At 62.8% G+C, this 13,259-nt stretch carries 10 protein-coding genes and 2 pseudogenes; 6 read left to right on the forward strand and 6 right to left on the reverse strand.

All coding sequences use genetic code 11. The features are described 5' to 3' along the window. Positions 1 to 300: 300 nt before the first annotated feature. From VSR34_RS14385 to VSR34_RS14395, 3 genes are read right to left on the reverse strand one after another with little or no spacing between them, the layout of a single operon-like run. Positions 301 to 1,824 (reverse strand): efflux transporter outer membrane subunit, encoded by a 1,524-nt coding sequence (locus VSR34_RS14385; protein WP_028210873.1) that lies wholly within the window; start codon positions 1,822 to 1,824, stop codon positions 301 to 303. Beyond that, on the reverse strand, positions 1,821 to 2,909 hold the full coding sequence (locus VSR34_RS14390) for an HlyD family secretion protein (RefSeq protein ID WP_028210872.1): 1,089 nt from the start codon (positions 2,907 to 2,909) through the stop codon (positions 1,821 to 1,823). The genes VSR34_RS14385 and VSR34_RS14390 overlap by 4 nt, the downstream gene beginning before the upstream one ends. Positions 2,910 to 2,921: 12 nt before the next feature. After that, positions 2,922 to 4,547 carry an MFS transporter gene (locus VSR34_RS14395; RefSeq protein WP_028210871.1) on the reverse strand — a complete coding sequence of 542 codons (1,626 nt, stop codon included), beginning with the start codon at positions 4,545 to 4,547 and terminating at the stop codon, positions 2,922 to 2,924. Between the two features lie 525 nt (positions 4,548 to 5,072). Between VSR34_RS14395 and VSR34_RS14400 the strand changes: the two are divergent. Both VSR34_RS14400 and VSR34_RS14405 read left to right on the forward strand, forming a co-directional pair. Next, positions 5,073 to 5,228: pseudogene (locus VSR34_RS14400) on the forward strand (LysR family transcriptional regulator); the annotation flags it as partial. Between the two features lie 78 nt (positions 5,229 to 5,306). Then, positions 5,307 to 6,077, forward strand: coding sequence for a LysR substrate-binding domain-containing protein (locus VSR34_RS14405; protein ID WP_342962761.1), 771 nt, complete (start codon positions 5,307 to 5,309; stop codon positions 6,075 to 6,077). Here VSR34_RS14405 and mug read toward each other — a convergent pair. Together mug and VSR34_RS14415 are read right to left on the reverse strand one after the other, a co-directional pair. Further along, positions 6,063 to 6,629 carry a G/U mismatch-specific DNA glycosylase gene (gene mug, locus VSR34_RS14410; protein ID WP_028210870.1) on the reverse strand — a complete coding sequence of 189 codons (567 nt, stop codon included), beginning with the start codon at positions 6,627 to 6,629 and terminating at the stop codon, positions 6,063 to 6,065. The two genes, VSR34_RS14405 and mug, sit on opposite strands and share 15 nt — an antisense overlap. Continuing rightward, positions 6,622 to 7,587, reverse strand: coding sequence for a GlxA family transcriptional regulator (locus VSR34_RS14415; protein WP_028210869.1), 966 nt, complete (start codon positions 7,585 to 7,587; stop codon positions 6,622 to 6,624). Before VSR34_RS14415 ends, mug begins: the two co-directional genes overlap by 8 nt. 309 nt (positions 7,588 to 7,896) lie before the next feature. Here VSR34_RS14415 and VSR34_RS14420 point away from each other — a divergent pair, with 309 nt between their 5' ends. The 4 genes and pseudogenes from VSR34_RS14420 to VSR34_RS14435 form a co-directional block, all read left to right on the forward strand. Beyond that, on the forward strand, positions 7,897 to 10,722 hold the full coding sequence (locus tag VSR34_RS14420; RefSeq protein ID WP_342962749.1) for a 2-oxoglutarate dehydrogenase E1 component: 2,826 nt from the start codon (positions 7,897 to 7,899) through the stop codon (positions 10,720 to 10,722). An 18-nt stretch (positions 10,723 to 10,740) separates the two neighbouring features. Continuing rightward, positions 10,741 to 11,307, forward strand: coding sequence for an AraC family transcriptional regulator (locus VSR34_RS14425; protein WP_238327695.1), 567 nt, complete (start codon positions 10,741 to 10,743; stop codon positions 11,305 to 11,307). A 26-nt stretch (positions 11,308 to 11,333) separates the two neighbouring features. Continuing rightward, positions 11,334 to 11,633 carry a helix-turn-helix domain-containing protein gene (locus VSR34_RS14430; protein ID WP_342962750.1) on the forward strand — a complete coding sequence of 100 codons (300 nt, stop codon included), beginning with the start codon at positions 11,334 to 11,336 and terminating at the stop codon, positions 11,631 to 11,633. A 115-nt stretch (positions 11,634 to 11,748) separates the two neighbouring features. After that, positions 11,749 to 11,934 (forward strand): annotated as a pseudogene (locus VSR34_RS14435) (LysR family transcriptional regulator); the annotation flags it as partial. Here the strand turns inward: VSR34_RS14435 and VSR34_RS14440 are convergent. Continuing rightward, a complete protein-coding gene (locus VSR34_RS14440; RefSeq protein WP_028210864.1) occupies positions 11,931 to 13,226 on the reverse strand; it encodes an HlyD family efflux transporter periplasmic adaptor subunit in 1,296 nt (431 codons plus the stop codon). The pseudogene VSR34_RS14435 and the gene VSR34_RS14440 sit on opposite strands and share 4 nt — an antisense overlap. Between the last annotated feature and the right edge of the window lie 33 nt (positions 13,227 to 13,259).

Below are 13,259 nucleotides of genomic sequence, written 5' to 3' on the forward strand. Positions count from 1 at the left end.
GCGATCTTCATCCGGTTATGATTTTGCACGCGCGACTGTCTTTACGCCATGCGAGCGCCGCAGCATCACCGATTGTCCTGAACAATGATGAGCGGATACAAGGCGCCTGCGAAGCCTCGACGCAAGGCAACCTGGGCGTCACTGCGTCTCTCTGCAGGATCAGCCTGTGCGGCAGCAGATCGTCGATGGCAAGCGGCGCGCCGTGTTGTGCGAGACAGGCCGGCGAGGCGCAGAACAAGAGCCCCGACTAGTTGGAAACGGCGCGCTTTCAGAATGACAAGCGCACATTCGGGCTATGGATTACCCCCCATACGTCGACTCCCATCCCCCGCCCAGCGCTTTACAAAGCGTAATGAGATTCGTGGCCGCCGTGGCTCTGCTTTGCTCGAGATTGCTTTGTGCTTCGAGCAGCTGCTTCTGCACATTCAATACGTCGAGATAGTCGAGCGCCCCGGCCTTGTACCGCTCCCGCGCGACTGAAAGCGCGCGCTCGTTCATGGTCACGGCCTGGGCCAGCCGGTCGCGGCGGCGCTGTTCGGCGTCGTAGGTGACCAGCGCGTCGTCCACCTCCTGCCACGCGCGCAGCACCGTTTCCTTGTACGCAATCGCAGCCTCCTGCTGTTGCGCTTCACGCAGCTGGAGCGTTCCCTTCAAGCGACCGCCTTCGAAGATGGGAAATGTAATGGAAGGGCCAACGACGAACTGCCCGGACGCCCAACTGGCCAGACTCGAAAGCTGAAGACTCTGAAATCCCGCGCTGCCATTGAGCATGATGCGCGGATAGAAATCGGCCTTCGCCACGCCAATCGACGCCGTCGCCGCGTGCAGTTCGGCTTCCGCCTTGCGGATATCCGGCCGGCGCTGCACGAGTTCGGAAGGAAAGCCGATCGGCACCTGCGCCGGCAGGACGGGCACCTCCTGCGTTGCAGCGAGCGTCTGGCGCAGTGCGCCCGGTTCCTCGCCGAGCAGCAGGCCGATTGCATTGATCGTCGTTTCGGAGTGCGATTCGAGGGTGGGAATCAGACTTTCGATGTTCTCCACCTGCGCCGAAGCGTTCGAAACATCGAGATCCGTCGTGACGCCTTCATGCGCACGCACCTGGGTAAGCTTCAGCGCGTCGTTGGCGATGTCCAGGTTTTGATGCGCGATCTGCAGCAGTTCCTGTGTGTCGCGCAGCTCGATATAGTCGCGCGCAAGCTCCGCTCGCGCGCTGAGCAAGACTGCGTTCCGGTCCTCATACGAAGCTTCCGAAAGCGCCGTCGCCGCTTCCACACTGCGCCGCACGCGGCCCCAGATATCGATCTCCCATGAGGCGTCGAAACCGACCTGATACAGGTTATAGGCGGGCGAACCCTTCGAGCCCGGCATGGCCGCCACGCCGAGCGGCGCGCTGCCGGAGGCCGACTGCGGCTGACTTTGCGTCGGCGTCACGCCAAGCAGCGAGAGAATGCCGTTTTCACTGCCGCGTTCGCGGTTATACGATGCTGCGCCATCCAGCGTCGGATATTCGGCTGCGCCGGCCACGCGGCGCTCGGCCCGGCTTTGCAGCAGCCGCGCAGAAGCGGCTGCAACGTCCAGGTTCGCGTCGGCGAGTTGCTTCTCCAGGCCGTTCAATACCGGGTCGTTGAACAGCGTCCACCATTCCGGACCGAACTGGCCTTCCACAGCTTTGCTCGGCGCCTGCGCCGTCTGCGTACGGTTGAAAACCTCCGGTGTAGGCGACTTTGGCGGTTCGAAGTTCGGACCCACCGTGCAAGCAGCCATTGCGAGACATGCGAGAACCGTGAGCAGGATCGCCCGGCTAGAAGTTTGGCTCGTGTTCATTTCCTTTCGGCTCCTTCAGCCATCGCTTCAGCGCCCCGGCCAACGGCCACTTCGGCTTCCACCGAGAGCCCGACGCTCAATTCCGCCGCAGCAGGCTGCCCGCGATCGATCGTGATCTTGACGGGCACGCGCTGCACCACCTTCGTGAAATTGCCCGTTGCGTTGTCGGGTGCGATCGGCGCGAAGCTCACGCCGGTCGCCGGCGCAAGGCTGTCGATGCGGCCATGGATCACGACGCCGGGAAGGCTGTCGACGGTCACGCGCACGCTTTCGCCGGGCCGCATGTTGGTGATCTGGCTCTCCTGGAAGTTGGCGACGACATATGCATCCGAAAGCGGGACGATTGCCAGCACAGGGGCGCCGGGCGTCACGAAGGCGCCGACCCGCGCCGAGCGGCGTCCCACCTTGCCGTCGACGGGCGCGCGGATTTCCGTATAGGAGAGGTTGAGCTTCGCCTGTTCGAGCACCGCTTGCGCGTGTTGAAGCGCGCCAGCGGCCTTGTCGCGCTCCGTGCGCAGGACGTCCAGATTCTGCTGGGTGGCAGACAGCACCGCCTGATCGTGTGACTGTTGCGCAAGCTGCTCGGCGAGCGTGCTCGAAGCCTGTTGCTGCTCCTGCGCGGTCCCCGCCCCCGCCGTGGAAAGATTCTGGTAGCGCGCCGCGTTGGCCCGCGCGAAGCCGATCGATGCATCGTCGGAGCGCAGCGTAGCGCGCGCCTGATCGACGAGCGAGGGCTGGCGCGCGATCTGCGCGTCAAAGTTCGCCACCGACGCCTTTGCGGCCACCACCTCCGCCTCGGCGCTCATCAACGCGGCGCGATAGTCGCGGTCGTCGATGCGCACCAGCAGCTGACCCGCCTTCACGTCCTCGTTGTCGTTCACCAGTACGTCCGTGATCTGCCCCGGGACGCGCGGCGCGACGAGCGTGAAGTCTGCGGTGACGTAGGCGTCGTTCGTGGATTCCGAACTCGAGTGAGACAGGAGCTTCGTGCCGGCCCATGCAGCGACGCCGACAACGGCGACGACTGCTGCGACAGGAAGCCATTTCAACCTGGACGGTGCGGGGGTGGGTTTAGTCGATGACATGGAAAACGGACCTCATTTCGAAGCGGGCGGCGTAGTGCTCCACGGCGGATAGATCCGCACCGGCAGCACCGGAACAAGAAGAAGCAGAACGAGCGCAACGCACGTCATCACCCGGTAGAGATCGGCGGAAGTCAGCACGACGGCCTGCTCATGAATACGGTGCGCGAGTTGCCCCAGCGCGTAAGGGGTGTCGAGGCCCGGGCCTGCCACCAGCGCGCGGTTGCCCAGCTGGTCGACGAGCATGCTCGAATGGAAATGTTCGCGCGCGGTGCCTACACCCTCGATCAGACCCGTCGCGATGGCCGCGGCGAACGTCTTGACCGTATTGAACATGGCCGAGGCGAACGGGCCCTCCGTTGGCGGCAGCCCCGTCGTGACACCCATGAGGATCGACATGATCACCAAGGGTTGTGCGATGATCTGCAGCGCCTGGAGCACATAAAAGTTGTCGCGAATCCACTCGGACGTCATGAAGCTGCCGAGTGCGCACGTCGTGAACATGAGCGACAGTCCGATTGCGATCACCCAGCGGTGATCGGCGCGCCGCGTATTCAACAAAGCCGCCGTCAAAGGGAGCGTAATCAGCAGCGGAATGGCGAGCAACAGCGAGAGCGGCGCCGTCTGCAGCGGCCGGTACGCGTGAACTTTGGCGAGAAACTGCCCGGGTATTGCCGCGACGCCCACGAGCAGGATCACGGTGCCGAGCAAGGTCGAAAGTCCGTGCGTGAAGTTTCTGCGCTCGAGTAACTGGAGCTTGAAGAAAGGCACAGGCTGAAACCACTCGTTGACCAGGAAGATCACGAGCAACAGGCCGCCGCCGCCAAACATCATGCGAATAAACTCCGATTCGAACCAGTCGAGCCGGTCGCCTTGCAAAAGCCCGGTCACGAGCATGGCGAACGCGGGGAAGCCCGTAATCAAGCCGATCCAGTTGAACGTACCAAAGCGCTCGAGCTTGACCGGATCGGCGGGCAGCCCCTGCTGAATCGCGATACAGCACAGCACGCCGAGCGGAATGATTTGCCAGAACGCCATGCGCCAGCTCACGAACTCCGTCCACAACGCGGCGAGCGGGGTGCCGAGCGCCGGCCCGAAGGTTGCCGTGAGCGCATAGCCGGCGAGCCCGTAGAGCTTGAATTTGGGCGGCAGATAACGCAGCGCCACGATGATCAGCATGGGGGGCAGGCAGCCGCCCGCGATTCCCTGGAAGATACGCAAGACGTAGAGCGTCGCCAGGTTCGGCGCAAACGGGCACAGCAATCCGAAAAACATCGTGGCGAGCACGGCGCCGATCGTGAAGCGCTTGAGCGTAAAGGTGATGCCGAACCAGGGGGCGAATACCATCGTCGCGACGTTGGCGGCTTCGAAAAGCGACGTGAGCCACGTCCCGTCGTCGTGCCCGATCAGGAACGCGCCCTGGATATCGGCCATCGCTGCCGCGGTCACCTGTTCGTTGAGGATGGCCAGCAACGAAGCGAACAACATGCCGAGCAGCCCCACCACGATGCGTCCGGTAAACGCCATTTGCGCGGGGGCAGGCTGAGCCGACGACCCGGCTTCACGCACAGGGCGCGGTTCCAGCGCCTGCGGGGCTGTTGCCGCTTCCGTTCCACTCGTCAAAAGGTTCGCAGTTGTCATGGCGATCAGAAACTTCCCGGGTTTCGTTAGCTGTACTGTTTGATGTGGCTATTGCACTGTGAGGCAATTCAGCGCCCTGCATCCTCACGCGATACGATGACCACACCATCGGTGTCGCCGCGCATTGTTGCTGTTCACTGACGGCTTTATTGTCAGAGATGAGCCCAATTTCTTAAAGTCTTGCCTGGTCTGATTTTGGGCCATCTAGTACGAGAATTTTGCCAGGTCGTCCGGTCATGATTCGCCCAACGCGTGATGTGCGCGGCGCCAACGCAAACCTGACTGGTTACGCATGGGTCATTTCTGCGCTGTTTTGAGCCAATCCAGCTTGGGAGGCGATACCGATCGGCGCACGATGCCTAGAATCGCGGCGTAGGCACTCAGGCCGCGCGTTAATCACGCTGGGGGCGATTAACGAAGGTTTGAAAACGAACCGGCAGCGGTAGACCCCCAAACGGCTTTTACTTTTGTCATCCGTTTGCAAGAGATTCAGATGGGGAAGTCAAGATGGACAGATTACGTGAGATGGAGGTGTTCGTAGCCATCGTCGAACGCGGCAGCTTTAGCGCCGCATCCGATAAATTCGGCTTGTCGCGAGCGGCGGTTTCGCGGGCGGTCAACTCGCTCGAAACGCGCCTGGGTGCCCAGTTGCTCGCGCGCACGACACGCTCGGTGCGGCCCACGGACGCAGGCGTCGCTTACTTCGAGGCCTGCCGCAAGCTGCTCGATGGCATCACCGACGCGGAGTCGCATATCGCCGTGGATCCCGCAAACCCTGTCGGCACTCTCACGATTACGGCGCCGGTTCAACTCGGCCAGCGGTTCATCGCCCCGCTCGTCAACGCTTACACCCTGCGCTATCCCGACGTCAGCGTGAACGCCGTCTACCTCGATCGTCCCACGCGACTGCTGGAAGAAGGCGTGGATATCGCCATACGCATTGGCCATCTCGAAGATTCGTCGACATTCGCGGTGCGCCTGGGATCCGTGCGGCGGCAAACCTTCGCGTCCCCCGCTTATCTCGCCAGGCACGGAGAGCCCATGCATCCGCGAGACCTGGTCGGCCACCATTGCGTTTCCTTTACCGGCGTTTCCCAACCGCACGAGTGGATGTTTTACGAACATAACGTAAAGATTCCTGTGCGGCTGCAGCCGCGCTTGATCGTCAATCTGGCACCGGCTGCCATTTCGGCCGCGGAAGACGGCGTGGGTATCACGCAGCTGCTGTCTTATCAAGCGGCAACCGAAGTTTCTTCCGGAAATCTGGTACCCATTTTGCGGGCCTACGAACCGGAATCGACGCCGGTCAGCCTGCTTCATGTCGAACGGCGCGGAACAAGTGGAAAGATCCGGTCCTTCGTGGAATTCGTGACCGATACACTGCGAAACAACACGTATCTTCAATGCGCGAGCGGATTGGCAGCCGTCGGCAAATGTACGCCGGATCAAGGCAGTCACGAACTCGCAAGGAGGCCTTCCGAAGTGCATGCCCAATATCGACAGGCGCTTGTTCATTCACTCGGCAACTGAGAACGACTGAGCCGCCATACGAAGCTCGCGGTACGCGCTCACGAGCGCGTCGAGGCTGAAAGCACGATTCAAGCCGCTCGGGTTCGGCAGAACCCAGGCGCGCGCGCCGCCGAATCTGCTGGGTTGCAAACCCCACTGGATATCGCGCTTGCCGGACATTTCGGCAAGCGCCATCTTGCCAAGAAAGGCGATAAACCGCGGCGCGTAGTGCTGCACCTTGAGCTCGAATTGCGCCGCAGCGTCCTGAATCTCCGCTCTCGACAACTCGTCCGCGCGTGCCGTCGCGCGCGAGACCGCCGTAGTCAGACCAAAGCCATGCTGCAGCAGCTCACGGTCGTTCTCGGGGCGAAACTCCTCCGGCGTAAAACCAGCGAGATGGAGCACTCGCCAGAAGCGGTTCCCTCTGCCATCGAAGTGGCGCCCAGTGGCCGCCGCACGCATGCCTGGATTGATCCCGCAAAACAATACGGACAACCCAGGTTCGATGATATCGGGAAGGAATGGCGCGGAATTGGGGTTCGCCGGTTCCGCCAGGGAATCGCCGCTATGCACTCGCCTCTCCGCGGAATCGCAGACGATATTGTTTTGGCGTGACGTTCAGGCGCCGCGAAAACGTCGTACGCATATGCGTGGCGCTATGAAAGCCGCATTTGAATGCGACCGTCTTGAGCGGCGCATCTGTGTCCTCCAGCAGTTTCCTCGCCGTGTCGACGCGAACCTGCTCGACGAATACGGAGGGCGTGACCTTGGCGTTTTTGGCGAAGATGCGCGACAAGGTGCGCCGGCTCACGGCAGCCGCACTCGCCAGCGCCTCGATAGAAAGCGTATCGGTGATATGTTCGCTCACGTAGCGATACACCTTGCTGAGTATGGGATCGTCGTCCTTGCCGGCACCGATATACGGACTGTACTGAGACTGCCCGCCTTCGCGCTGGATATACACCACCAGCCGCTTCGCCACTCGCACCGCCAGTTCATGTCCCCAGTCTTCCGCCACGAGCGCGAGGCACAGATCGATCCCCGCGGTCACGCCCGCCGATGTGAACAGCCGCCCGTCACGAACGAAAATCCGGTCCGGCTGCACATTGGCGTGCGGGAATTCATTGGACAGGCGCCCGGCATCCGACCAGTGCGTCGTCACCTCCTTGCCGTCGAGCAACCCCGCATGTGCGAGCACGAATGCGCCGTTGCACACCGAACCAAAGCGGCTTGCACTGCGCGCCTGATTTTGCAGCCAGGCCAGAAACTCATTCGACGGATGCACGTCGGGCAACTGCGGCCCGCCGGCCACGAGGAGCAGGTCCCATTGCACATCGCTGTCGGCATAGCCGCGCGAGACCGCCAGTTGCATCCCGTTCGAGCAGGTCACGGCGCCCGCCTCGCGCCCGACGAGCGTCACCTCGTAGCGCTGATGCTCGGAGAGGAACGTGTTCGCCTCGGCGAACACATCGAGGGGGCCTGCAACATCTAGCGCCTGCACACCATCGAATACAACAATGGCGACTTTCATGCCGTGACCTTCAGAGGTGGTGTCCCAACCAGGACCGTGGCGCAGCTTAACGCATCGCCGTTAGCGGGTGCAGTCTTCCCCGGAAAAAGTATTTTGCGTCGGTGTAACAAATCGGCAGCGTGGCCCAAAACGCCCACTACTTGGCATGCTGCGGCACCACGCGCGCATTTCGCCCGCTGCCCCGCATCACTAGACTGTGTTCACGACTGCGGCTGGGTAACAACCCGGGCGGACCGGAAGGCGCTATCGCCGTCACTCCACGTGTTGCCCCCGACATTGGACCGCACACCGACCAAAGGCAGATTCATCATGTTGAAAGAACGTCAGAGCTCTTTCCTCTTCGGGGGCAACGCCCCTTACGTCGAAGAGCAATATGAAACTTACCTGTCTGACCCGGATGCGGTCACCAGTGAATGGCGGGCGTGGTTCGATGCACTGCGCGAAACGCCCGCTATCGACGGCAGTGATCGCGACGACGAGCCGCACGCCCCCGTCATTTCCAGCTTTGTCGAGCTTGCGAAGCGCCCGCCGCGCGCGATCGTTCATGCCGACACTACCCTCGCGAATGACGCCGGTCTCGGCCTTGCGCGCAAGCAGGTCGCGGTACAGTCGCTGATCGCCGCGTTCCGCATGATCGGCACGCGCGCGGCCAATCTCGATCCGCTGTCGTGGACGCCGCCACGCGCCTACGCCGAGTTGACCCCGGCTTACTACGGCCTGACGGCCGCAGACATGGCGACGACATTCAGCACCGCCGACACTTTCCTGTTCGACGACGACGCCAGTTTGGAGGAACTCGTCGCGGCGCTGAAGCAAACCTACACGGGCACGCTCGGCACCGAGTTCATGCACCTGACCGACGCGGAGCAGCGGCGCTGGTGGCAGATGCAACTCGAATCCACGCGAGCGAGACCGTCGCTCCAGGCCACGGAAAAGCGTCGACTGCTGGAACGACTGAGCGCAGCGGAAGGCCTCGAGAAGTACCTTCACGCGCGCTATGTCGGGCAAAAGCGCTTCTCGCTCGAGGGCGCGGAATCGCTGATTCCGATGCTCGACGAAGTCGTGCGCTACGGGGCTTCGAAAAAGCTGCGCGCAGTGGTGATGGGCATGGCGCACCGCGGACGCCTGAACGTTCTGGTGAATATCGTGGGCAAGCCATTGCGTGCGCTGTTCGACGAATTCGATGATAAGGCTTCCGAAAGACTGCCCGCGGGCGACGTGAAATATCACAAGGGCTTTACGAGTTCGGTGGAAACCCCTGAAGGGCCGGTCGAAGTGATGCTCGCGTTCAACCCTTCGCATCTGGAAATCGTCAACCCGGTCGTGCAGGGCATGGCGCGCGCCAAGGGCGAGCTCCTGGGCAGCGCCGACGGCGTCGAGGTTCTGCCAGTCGAGATTCACGGCGACGCCGCGATGTCCGGTCAAGGTGTCGTGATGGAAACCTTGAGCCTCTCCTATACGCGCGGCCACGGCACGGGTGGCACCGTCCACATCGTTGTCAACAACCAGATCGGCTTCACGACCTCCGATCCGCGCGACACGCGTTCGTCGTTCTACACCACGGACGTCGCGAAGATGATCGAGGCGCCGATCCTGCATGTGAATGGCGACGACCCCGAAACCGTCGCGATGGCGGTGCGGCTTGCCCTCGACTATCGCACCGCGTTCAAGCGGAGCGTGGTCATCGATCTCGTCTGCTTCCGCAAACACGGGCACCAGGAACAGGACACGCCGGGTATCACGCAGCCGCTGATGTATCGCGCAATCGCCAGTCATCCCGGCGTGAGAACACGCTACGCGCAGAAGCTGATTGGGCAAGGCGTATTGACAGCCGAAGAAGCAGAGGGATATGTCAGCGAGCGGCATGCACTGCTCAAGCGTGCGAACGATGCCGACAGCTCAGAGGCTTCCGCTTCATGCGAGGATGCGGCGAGTCCGCTTTCCCACTCGGCCCCTTCGGCGGAAACGCTGCGCAGTCTCGCGCAGCAGATATCGACCGTTCCCGAAAGCGTGGCGCTGCATCCGCTCGTCAAGAAGATGATGACCGGGCGCCAGGAAATGGCTTCGGGAAAACGGCCGCTCGACTGGGGCATGGGTGAGCATCTGGCCTTCGCTTCGCTGCTCGGCGCGGGGACCAGCGTTCGATTGAGCGGGCAGGATAGCGCACGCGGGACGTTCAATCATCGTCACGCGGTGTTGCACGATCAAACGCGCATCAACCGGCCGGATGGTGTTTATATTCCACTCGATCATCTCGGTGATGCGAGTGGCAATGCGCCGGGCCGCTTCAGCGTGACGAACTCCATCCTCTCCGAAGCGGCGGTCCTCGCGTTCGAGTACGGCTATACGACGGTGAACCGCGATGCGCTGGTCATCTGGGAAGCGCAATTCGGAGACTTCGCAAACGGCGCGCAAGTGGTGATCGACCAGTTCATCGCGGCGGCCGCCGCCAAGTGGGGGCAACGCAGCGGCCTGACGCTTTTCCTTCCTCACGGGCAGGAAGGCGCGGGACCCGAGCATGCATCGGCGAGGCTCGAACGCTATCTGCAGCTGAGCGCACAGGACAATATGCGCGTCGTCCAGCCGACTACGCCTGCGCAGCTGTTCCATTTGCTGCGCACGCAGGCACTCGCCTCCGATCGCCGCCCGCTTGTCGTCATGACGCCCAAGTCGCTGTTGCGGCACCCGGAAGCCGTCAGCACGTTCGAGGAGTTGAGCGCGGGCCGGTTTCACGAAGTTCTGCCGGACAACCAGATCGAGACCTGGCAGACCTCCAGCGTCGAGCGCGTCATCGTGGCGACGGGCAAGGTGTACTTCGAGTTGCTCGAGCGTCGCCGCGCGCATGCGAGCGACACGCCGATCATCCGCGTCGAACAGCTGTATCCTTTTCCCGCGCAGCAGTTGGCCGCTGAACTCGCGCGCTATCCCAACCTGAAGAAGGTCGTCTGGTGTCAGGAGGAGTCGCGTAATCAGGGCGCATGGAGTTTCGTCGAGCCACAGTTGCGCGAGCTCCTGCCAACGGGTGCGAAACTCGTCTACGCCGGTCCTGATGCCGGTGCATCGACTGCGCCGGGCCACCATTCGGCGCACGTCGCGCGGCAATCCGCGCTGGTCGAGCAGGCGTTCACGGGGTAACGGCGCATGCGTGTCGCGATGATGCTCTATGCGGGGTTTCAAATGCTCGAGGTAAGCGGCCCGATGGATGTGTTTCATGCAGCGAATCGCCTGAATGGCAGCGCGTTTTATGAACCGCACCTCGTCGGAACTTCACCCGGGCCCGTGCTGTCTTCCAACGGCACGGCGGTGGGGATCACAGAATGCCTGTTCGAAACGCGCACGCCATTCGACGTCGTCGTGGTGCCCGGATCGCCCATGGTCAGTTCGTCGCGTGAGCATCGCGAACTCGTCACGTGGCTCGGCGACGCCGGGCCCGGCACCCAAAGGCTGGCCTGCATTTCCAATGGCGCGTTTCTGCTGGCGCGCGCCGGCGTTGCCGATCGCCGCTGGCTAACCACGCATTGGCGAGACGCCCACCGCCTCGCGGCCGAACATCCACGCGTACACGTCATGTCCAATCCCGGATGTCTGAAGGACGGCAACCTCTATTCATCGGGAGGCGCAAGCGCCGGCATTCATCTGGCGCTGTCGATGGTGCGGGAAGACCTTGGGGAAAGTGCGGCGGGAACCATCGCCAGAACGCTGTTGATGCAGCCTCGTTGAAGCACGGCGAGCGCGCAAGGAACGACATGATAGACGCGAACCGGATTCACAAGGCCCTCGCCAATCCACTGCGGCGCGACATCCTCGCGTGGCTGAAGGTGCCCGCCGATGCCTTTCCCGAAAGCCCTGGCGATCTGGGCCGCGGCGTGCCCGCACACGCCATCCAGGCTCGCAGCGGGCTCTCGCAGTCCACTGTATCGGCGCATCTTGCCGTACTGGTCGAAGCGCGACTGCTCGTTTCGACGCGAGTCGGACAATGGATGTTTCTTTCGCGTAACGAAGAAGTGATACGGACCTTTGCCGAACAGATTCGGCTGCATTTATAGGAGAATCTGGCATGGCGCGAGCTTGCGTCGTAGCTGCTTGCGAGGCAGATCGATCCGCGGAAAACGCGTAATGGACAAGCTGGACATGATGCGGATTTTCGTCCGCATCCTCGATAGCGGTGCGCTGGTGCGTGTATTGCCAGAGTATCGTCTGCAGAGGCTGACGGCCTATGCAGTGCATGCCTCGCGAAAGTACCTCGACGCCAGGATCAAGACATTCACGGATTACCTGCGCGAGGCGGTGCCCAAAGCGCTTGCCGCGGATGGGCAAGCGCTTCGCCAGGCCGCGAGATTCCCTTAGCCCGCGTTCCCCTTATGATCGCGCGCCGCCAGACGTTGCGGCGAGGGTTGTGATGCTGTCGCAGCCGCAGTCATTTCGTTTTGCTTGATGATCGTTTCGATCACACCATCGGCCTGCGCGTCGTATTGCGCGAAGACGTCGGTGCGATAACGCGTATTTTTCGCCGCGCCGAGCTGCGAGCCTGAGTCGTCGCGCGTATCGGCATCCACCGTCATCGAAAGGCCGATGCGCAACGGACGCGCTGCGAGTTCGCGTGGATCGAGTGCAATACGTACCGGCAGGCGCTGGACGATCTTGATCCAGTTCCCCGTTGCGTTCTGCGCCGGCAGCGTCGCGAAAGCGCTGCCCGTGCCTGCGGAAAAGCCTTCGATACGACCGTGATACTTCACGCTCGAGCCGTACACATCGGCAGTGAGCGTCACCGGCTGGCCGATGCGCATCTGCTTGAGCTGCACTTCCTTGAAGTTCGCGTCCACCCACACGCCGTCGAGCGGCACGATCGCCATCAGCGGCGTGCCGGGCGACACGCGCTCGCCCACCTGCACCTGACGCTGCGCCACATAACCGGTGACCGGCGCGGGCAAGGTATCGCGTGCATACGCGAGCCACGCCGCGCGCACTTTCGAGGCGGCCGCCTGCACGTCCGGATGCTGTTCGACCGACGTGCGATCGGTCAGCGCGTGATTCGCCGCCCCTTGCTGACGCGCGGCGTCGAGCGCGGCCTGCGCGGCCTGCACGGCATCGCGCGCGTGGGCAATGTCTTCGGCGGAAACGGCGCCCGAGTCCGCGACGGCCATGCGGCGGCGCAGATCGTCGTTGGCGCGGGCCAGGTCCGATTCGCGTTGCGCCACGTTCGCCGCATAAAAGTCGTTGTTGACATAGAGGCCGCTCACCCGGCGCACGGTCTGCCCGAGCGACGCTTCGGCATCGGCCAGTGCGATTCTTGCGTCGGCCGGATCGAGTGTCACGACGGGGTCACCCGCCTTCACGATCTGCGTGTCGTCTGCGTTGACGGCCACCACCGTGCCCGTAACCTGCGGCGTGAGTTGCACGAGGTTGCCGCTCACATAGGCGTCATCGGTGGTTTCGTGAAAGCGGCCTTCCGTGAAGTAGTACGCGCCATAGGCTGCGCCCGCGATCAACGTCACGGCGCCGAGCAGCGCGATCAGGCGCTTGCGGCGGCCCGGGGGCGTGGCCCGCTGGTCGTTGTCGGCCGGGGCAGCTTGCGCGCCGCCTTTCTTCTCGTCGAGTTGCTCCGCCGGCTTGCGGTCGGTCGTGGTCGTTTCGCTCATTTCAGTTCTCCTGATGGGTTGCAACCATGCCGT

The sequence above is a fragment of the Paraburkholderia sp. JHI2823 genome, from assembly GCF_038900695.1.
GTDB lineage: Bacteria > Pseudomonadota > Gammaproteobacteria > Burkholderiales > Burkholderiaceae > Paraburkholderia > Paraburkholderia mimosarum.

Excerpts from the sequence above, each read along its gene's own strand:
- VSR34_RS14385 (WP_028210873.1), bottom strand. The coding sequence starts at position 1,824 with ATGAACACGAGCCAAACTTCTAGCCGGGCGATCCTGCTCACGGTTCTC.
- VSR34_RS14390 (WP_028210872.1), bottom strand. The coding sequence starts at position 2,909 with ATGTCATCGACTAAACCCACCCCCGCACCGTCCAGGTTGAAATGGCTT.
- VSR34_RS14395 (WP_028210871.1), bottom strand. The coding sequence starts at position 4,547 with ATGACAACTGCGAACCTTTTGACGAGTGGAACGGAAGCGGCAACAGCC.
- VSR34_RS14415 (WP_028210869.1), bottom strand. The coding sequence starts at position 7,587 with ATGAAAGTCGCCATTGTTGTATTCGATGGTGTGCAGGCGCTAGATGTT.
- VSR34_RS14420 (WP_342962749.1), top strand. The coding sequence starts at position 7,897 with ATGTTGAAAGAACGTCAGAGCTCTTTCCTCTTCGGGGGCAACGCCCCT.
- VSR34_RS14425 (WP_238327695.1), top strand. The coding sequence starts at position 10,741 with ATGATGCTCTATGCGGGGTTTCAAATGCTCGAGGTAAGCGGCCCGATG.
- VSR34_RS14430 (WP_342962750.1), top strand. The coding sequence starts at position 11,334 with ATGATAGACGCGAACCGGATTCACAAGGCCCTCGCCAATCCACTGCGG.
- VSR34_RS14440 (WP_028210864.1), bottom strand. The coding sequence starts at position 13,226 with ATGAGCGAAACGACCACGACCGACCGCAAGCCGGCGGAGCAACTCGAC.